Raw genomic sequence first — 5,863 nt, 5'->3', positions numbered from 1 at the left:
CTGCTTGGACCGCATGGTCCGATTATGACGCCACGGGCGAACGATATGCTCACACTGTTCGACACAGGGGGTTCTGGATTTGAACGACGACATGACGGCCGCGTCGACGCGGCAAACGATCACCGGTACGACCAGCGGAGACCTCGACGTGATCGAGGCCGACGGTTTGATCCACGCACGGGGAATTCCCTACGCCACCGCCACGCGCTTTCGGAAGCCACAACCGGTGAACACCCCGGGGACGAAGCGCGACGCCACCCGCCGCGGCCCGGCCTGCATTCAGATTCCGTCCCGGCTCGACAACGTCACCGGTCCGATAGTCGACACACTCGACCAGAGCGAGGACTGCCTCGTGCTGTCGGTGACCGCTCCCGTTGCGGCCGAGGGACTTCCGGTCATGGTGTGGCTGCACGGTGGCGGCTACGTCTCCGGCGGCGGAGAGGCCGAGAAGTACGACGCAGACCACCTCGTCCGGGAGGGCGTGGTGGTCGTCAGCGTCACCTTCCGTCTCGGCGGTTTCGGCTACCTGACTCCGAAAGACACGGGGGACAGCAACATCGGTGTTCAGGATCAGATTGCCGCACTGCACTGGGTGTCGACCAACATCGCTCGATTCGGCGGTGACCCCACCAACGTGACCCTGTTCGGTCAGTCCGCGGGCGGCGATGCCATCCTCTCGCTGATGGCATGCGAGGCGGCCGCAGGGCTGTTCACCAGAGCAATCGTGCAGAGCGCACCACTCGGATTGCGATCGGGCCGTTCGGCTCTCTACAACACCGCAAGAAAGGCTTTCGCAGCTCGTTTCTCCACGGACCCGGCCACCGCACCTGCGTCGGATGTCCTGGATGCAGAGCGTGCCGTGACACAGGCTGTGCGCAGGTTCGGTGCCGCGGGCGGAATGCCGTTCGGGCCGGTTGCTCACCTCGAGCCCCTCTCCGATGACCCCGACGCCGCCCTACGCGACACTGCCACTCGCGTCGAACTGCTGATCGGCCACACCAGAGACGACGCCGCCCCGTTCGTGGACATCGTGTCGAGCATGCTGTGGCTCAACAGGTTCGGCGTCGTCAGTTCGGTACTCACCGCTCCGGTGGTCCGTCTCGTCACCAACCTGCTGTTCGGCGTGGATTCGATGGTGAAGATGTGGCACGGTGCCGGTGGTCGGGTCGCGTCGTACCGCGTCGACTGGGCACCGAAAGGTGCTCCTCTGAGGGCGTGCCACTGCATCGAATTGCCGCTGCTGTTCGGTGAGGCATGGTCGGACGCACCCATGCTGGCGGGCAACACGCCGCCGTCGGAGTTGGCCGCCAGGGTCCGTCGAACATGGGCAGCCTTCGCCAGAGACGGAGTGGCTGGGCTGCCTGCGCGCTCACTGGTGTTCTGAGCGGCTCTCCCTCTTCGACCGTCAGAGCTGAGTGTCGGCAAGGACACCGGCAATAGCGAACCCTCCGGCGATGGCGCACCCTGCCACCCGCGTCCGCTGAGGCAGGTACGCGGTCAGGGCGAAGGCACCGGTATCCCAGACATCGACTGCCACCCCGGCGCGCAGCAAGGTGCGCACCAACTTCGGTGCATACATGGTGGCCGCAAACAGCCCGCCTCCGATGTAGAGCTCGCGAATTCCAAAGGTGCGGGCGGCAGCTCGCGTGGTCGCCACGGCCGCGTCGGGCCCGGCGAGGAGTTCGTTGGCGCGAGTGGGCGCGATCATATGAGCGATTCCGATTGCGGCGCGGCCTATTCCGACAATCTCGGGAAGGCGTCGTACAAGTGTGGAGCCAGTAGCCATGAATACGTTCCTCAGGTAGTGGAGAGAGTGTTCTCGCGAGCCAACCGCCGGAGCAGACCGACGGGCTTCTTGATGCCGAATGCGACGATGGTGGTGCGGCCGTCCTCATGGCTCCACTGCAGCAGGGCAGATCCGTCGTCGACGGATCCCTCCAGAACGGTCGGATCTCCCTGCAGGGGTAGAGGACCGACGACTTTGATGGACAGCCCCAGGATTTCGGTCCAGAAGTAGTCGTCGGTGGGTGCGCAGGTCGGTTCGATGCCGAGCGCGGAGGCTGCGGCAACTTTGCCCTGCGCAACGGCATTGGACCAGAACGGTGCTCGACGGGACGCTGTGCGCGAGTACGCGACATCCCCGGCCGCATAGATGCCGGGAATGTCTGTAGCGCAACGGTAGTCGATTCCGACCCCGATCCGGTCCGCGATGCCGGTACCGTCCAACCAACCGGTCTGCGGCTCGTCACCGGCGCAGGTGACAACGAGGTCGGCAGTCAGCGTGCGATCTGCGAACTCGATACCCGTGACGGGATCACCCACCAACGCGACAGGGGCGTCCGCACGAACGAACTCGACCGAGGCAGCCTCGGCTCGCGCGACTATCGCGTCGGACAGGAAGGAACCCAGGAGCCGTTGCAACGGTGGATCCACATCGACGACGGTCACCGCTGTCCCGCGTGCAGCGCAGGCACCGGCGACCTCCATGCCGAGGAACCCTGCACCCACCACGATCGCAGTCGACGCCTCGTCCAGTGTCGGACGCAGGGCACGGACGTCCGCGAAGGTCCGCAGCACCGTCTCACCCGACTGATCCGGATGGGCGATGCGCCGGGCGGACGCTCCCGTGGCCACGATCAGCGCGTCGTAGGGAACGTCGATTCCAGCAGTCGTGGTGACTATTCGTCGTGTGGCATCCAACGACACCGCCGGATCGACGATCGCCGTGACGTCGAGATCGGAGAGATCCCACGTCTCGGCCTCGGCCGCTTCACCTTTGAGCATATGCTTCGACAACGGCGGTCTCGCGTAGCAGCCGTCGGCGTCGGCACCGATCATGACGATCGAACCCCGGTGCCCGCGGGCACGGAGCTCACGGGCGGCGGTGCACCCGGCGATGGAGTCTCCGACGATGACGATACGACGGTCGGTGGCGCTCACTTGCTCTCTCGGAGAGCTGCCACGGGACACGCTCCGATCGCCGAACGTGCCGTGGAGGCAAGGTCGTCGGGTATGTCGCCGCCCTCGAAGGCGTAGCGAAGCTCGCCCTCGTCGTCCAGGCTGAAAACCTTGGGAGCTTGATCGGCACAGATTCCGTGCCCTTCGCACCGATCCCAGTCGACGTCGATTCTCATTGCGATGTCCTCTCTGCAGCCACCAGTTTCAGTGGGAGTTGTTCGTATCGGTGAATGACGTTGTTGACGGCCCTCTTCGGTGTTCCCGACGAGACGATTCGTTCGACCCGGCGCGCGAGCACCCGGAGCATGGTCTGCGCTTCGAGACGCGCCAATCCTTGACCGGCGCAGCCGTGCGTACCCGAGCCGAAGCCGAGTTGGCGAGCCGCATCGCGGGTGATGTCGAAGGCGTCGGGGTTGTCCCATTCCCGCTGGTCGCGGTTCGCCGACGCGTAGATCACCAGCACACGGGCTCCTGCCGGGATTCTCGATCCGCCGATATCGGCGTCGCGCACAGCCTTTCGAGAAAATGCTCGAATGGGTGACTCGTACCGGACCACCTCGTTGACGGCGTTGGGAATCAGGTCCGGGTTCTGCCGTATCGCCTGCCATTGCTCGGGATGCCGGGCGAACAGGTCCAGCGCGCCGGAAATAGCTCCGATGGTGGTATCGAGTGACGGTCCGAGGTAGTCGATCATCAGTGCCGGGCACGCCGACTTCTCGAGTCGGTTGTCGTCGGCGGCGATCAGCACGTCCTCGCCCATACTTCCGGGTAGGACCGACCGCTCGCGCACCACCCGCTTCGAGAAAGTCAGCATCTCGGTCGCGGCCTTCACCGCGGTGGCGGAATGCCGATTGACAGGCCCCAGTGAGTCGAAAGTTGCTCCGGCCCACCGCAGAAGGTCCTCGCGGCCATCCTCGGGCCAGCCGACGAGGTCAGGCACGATCGACATGGGCAGCGCCGTCGCGAGATCGTCGACTCCGTCGACGAACTGTTTGCGCAACGCGACGTCGACGATGCTTTCCGCCTTCTCCGAAATTGCCGTGGTCATCTTCCGAACCGCCCTCGGAGTCAGACGGTGCGCCAGAACCGCGCGCTTCGATGCATGCTCGTCGCCATCGCTGTTGAGGGTCGTGCCCCGGCCGAGCCGGTTGGCGATGGGGTTGAGCGCGACGCCGTCACCCGAGATGAAGGTCTCGTCGTCGAGCAGTACTTCCTTGCACTCGGCATACCGAGGGACCGCGAACACCTGCTGACCCGGTAGCCACACCACCGGGCCGAGCTCCCGCAATCTCGCATAGTGCGGGTAGGGATCGAGAATGGCGTCGGTGGAGTAGATGTTCCTGCGGTACTGGGGAATCGACACGTCGGTTCTCATCAAGTCCTCGATGTGGCCACGGATCCGACGACGTTCGTCAGACATTGACGATATCGTCACTCACCGCACCTCGCCCAGTCAAGCATTTTTGACGAATTCGTCAATATTTGTCGCGATAGGCTGCTCTCGCCACCTTCCAGAGCAGGAGCACACCGTGACCGAAGGCAACCGTGTCGAGCGCCGCAAGGCCCGCACCAGAGCCGCTCTCGTCAGGGCCGCGCAAGGGTTCCTGGCGAGCGGAAACACCAACGCGCCCGTTCTGGAAATAACCCAGGCCGCCGAGGTCAGCAATGGATCTTTCTACAATTACTTCGAGAGCAAAGAAGAGCTGTGGCAGGCGGCCATCGACGCGGCCCTCGAATCCGCCGGCGACTTCCTCGACTCGCTCACCGTTGGTCTGGACGACCCCGTCGAGAAATTCACGCAGTCCTTCCGATTGTCCGGACGACTGTTCCGCCTCGAGCCGGAACTGAGTCGCGTTCTGCTCAACTCCGAGGCTGCGGCATTCGCCGCAGCCGGCGGCCTGGCACCGCGTTCACGCCGCGATATCGAATCGGCCGCCGCCCAAGGGCGATTCGATGTGGACGACGCAGATGTCGCACTCGCCATCGTGGCCGGCTCCCTGCTGTCGATGGGTCGACTGCTGCTCGCCCAACCCGATCGCGACGAAGCGACAACCGTGGACGACACGACGCAGCGCGTGCTCCGAGCGCTCGGGATCTCCGCCGACGAGGCCGAAACTCTTTGCAGCCGCGAGCTTCCGACGTCTTACAGCGGCGGAGTGCACGCAGCGATCGACCCCGCAGCCCAGCCGTAACGAACGCGGGAAAAACAGGGCAGACGTGCGGTGGTCGTACCGTCAGGCTCTGTGATGACGCGCGCGGGCGTGCACAGGCACCTCGACGGGAACCGATACGTCAACGGGTTCGACCGTCCGATCGCCACCGCGCGTGCTCATCTTCATGAAGTTCTGCAGTTCGTCGTGGATAGGTGTGTCGGTCATGAGACTCGACCTTCTCGACCTACGATCCGCAGGTCGGTTCGGTTTCGCTGAACCATTGTGTGCGCTGGACGAGCGGCGTGACACCGACACTACGGCGTTCCTCCCACGCGGTCCACGCTGCGCCGACCATCGTGCACCAGAACTCCGTTGCTATCGACGGGCGAGGGGCTCGGGGTCTACTGTCGCTCCCACGTCGACATGACCTACAGGATCGAGTCCGAGTGCTCACCTACAGTTTCAACCTCGACTATCGGGGAGTGTGTCCCATCTGCGACCAGGTCACGTTGGGCGAGAACGTCGTCGATTCACCGCTGGTGGGACCGGCCAACAGCCGCATCTACGCCTCGTGTGAAGCGTGCGGATGGGAAGGACCGGGATGACGGCTCAGCCGATCACCGGCAGGCGATCCTTCGTCAATTCGTCGAGTTCAGCCTGCATCGCAGAGTGAACGCGATGTGCGAAGTCCTCTGCGGACTCGTCGGGCTCGGGACGCATCGGCGCGAGAACCGACGTCTGCAGCTTCGTCG

Annotated in this window: 8 protein-coding genes; 3 read left to right on the top strand and 5 right to left on the bottom strand. The window is 64.5% G+C overall.

From position 1 onward, the window contains the following. Positions 1 to 79: 79 nt before the first annotated feature. Positions 80 to 1,384 (top strand): carboxylesterase family protein, encoded by a 1,305-nt coding sequence (locus tag A2J02_RS08735; RefSeq protein WP_231893773.1) that lies wholly within the window; start codon positions 80 to 82, stop codon positions 1,382 to 1,384. A gap of 21 nt (positions 1,385 to 1,405) precedes the next feature. On the opposite strand, the gene A2J02_RS08730 is transcribed toward A2J02_RS08735, so the two are convergent. From A2J02_RS08730 to A2J02_RS08715, 4 genes are all read right to left on the bottom strand, one after another. Beyond that, positions 1,406 to 1,708 carry a hypothetical protein gene (locus tag A2J02_RS08730; protein ID WP_231911427.1) on the bottom strand — a complete coding sequence of 101 codons (303 nt, stop codon included), beginning with the start codon at positions 1,706 to 1,708 and terminating at the stop codon, positions 1,406 to 1,408. A gap of 89 nt (positions 1,709 to 1,797) precedes the next feature. Continuing rightward, the gene (locus A2J02_RS08725; RefSeq protein WP_068049338.1) at positions 1,798 to 2,940 is read right to left on the bottom strand and encodes an NAD(P)/FAD-dependent oxidoreductase; all 1,143 of its coding nucleotides are present in this window, start codon (positions 2,938 to 2,940) and stop codon (positions 1,798 to 1,800) included. Beyond that, positions 2,937 to 3,134 carry a ferredoxin gene (locus tag A2J02_RS08720; protein WP_068049336.1) on the bottom strand — a complete coding sequence of 66 codons (198 nt, stop codon included), beginning with the start codon at positions 3,132 to 3,134 and terminating at the stop codon, positions 2,937 to 2,939. Before A2J02_RS08720 ends, A2J02_RS08725 begins: the two co-directional genes overlap by 4 nt. Then, a complete protein-coding gene (locus tag A2J02_RS08715; protein ID WP_068049342.1) occupies positions 3,131 to 4,333 on the bottom strand; it encodes a cytochrome P450 in 1,203 nt (400 codons plus the stop codon). The genes A2J02_RS08720 and A2J02_RS08715 overlap by 4 nt, the downstream gene beginning before the upstream one ends. Positions 4,334 to 4,487: 154 nt before the next feature. Here A2J02_RS08715 and A2J02_RS08710 point away from each other — a divergent pair, with 154 nt between their 5' ends. Continuing rightward, the gene (locus tag A2J02_RS08710; RefSeq protein WP_068049335.1) at positions 4,488 to 5,150 is read left to right on the top strand and encodes a TetR/AcrR family transcriptional regulator; all 663 of its coding nucleotides are present in this window, start codon (positions 4,488 to 4,490) and stop codon (positions 5,148 to 5,150) included. A 42-nt stretch (positions 5,151 to 5,192) separates the two neighbouring features. On the opposite strand, the gene A2J02_RS27640 is transcribed toward A2J02_RS08710, so the two are convergent. Beyond that, positions 5,193 to 5,336 (bottom strand): hypothetical protein, encoded by a 144-nt coding sequence (locus A2J02_RS27640; protein ID WP_156516152.1) that lies wholly within the window; start codon positions 5,334 to 5,336, stop codon positions 5,193 to 5,195. A gap of 221 nt (positions 5,337 to 5,557) precedes the next feature. On the opposite strand from A2J02_RS27640, the gene A2J02_RS27635 reads away from it, so the two are divergent. Further along, entirely contained in the window at positions 5,558 to 5,716 is a 159-nt protein-coding gene (locus A2J02_RS27635; RefSeq protein ID WP_156516151.1) for a hypothetical protein, read from the top strand. Positions 5,717 to 5,863 lie beyond the last annotated feature (147 nt).

Origin of the sequence: Rhodococcus sp. EPR-147 (genome assembly GCF_001647185.1) — a bacterium.
Taxonomy (GTDB): domain Bacteria; phylum Actinomycetota; class Actinomycetes; order Mycobacteriales; family Mycobacteriaceae; genus Rhodococcoides.
Note: the sequence above shows the minus strand (reverse complement) of the source record. Positions and strands in the feature narration are given on the sequence as shown.

Coding starts and splice junctions, on each gene's coding strand:
- A2J02_RS08730 (WP_231911427.1), bottom strand. CDS start 1,708: ATGATCGCGCCCACTCGCGCCAACGAACTCCTCGCCGGGCCCGACGCG.
- A2J02_RS08720 (WP_068049336.1), bottom strand. CDS start 3,134: ATGAGAATCGACGTCGACTGGGATCGGTGCGAAGGGCACGGAATCTGT.
- A2J02_RS08715 (WP_068049342.1), bottom strand. CDS start 4,333: ATGAGAACCGACGTGTCGATTCCCCAGTACCGCAGGAACATCTACTCC.
- A2J02_RS27640 (WP_156516152.1), bottom strand. CDS start 5,336: ATGACCGACACACCTATCCACGACGAACTGCAGAACTTCATGAAGATG.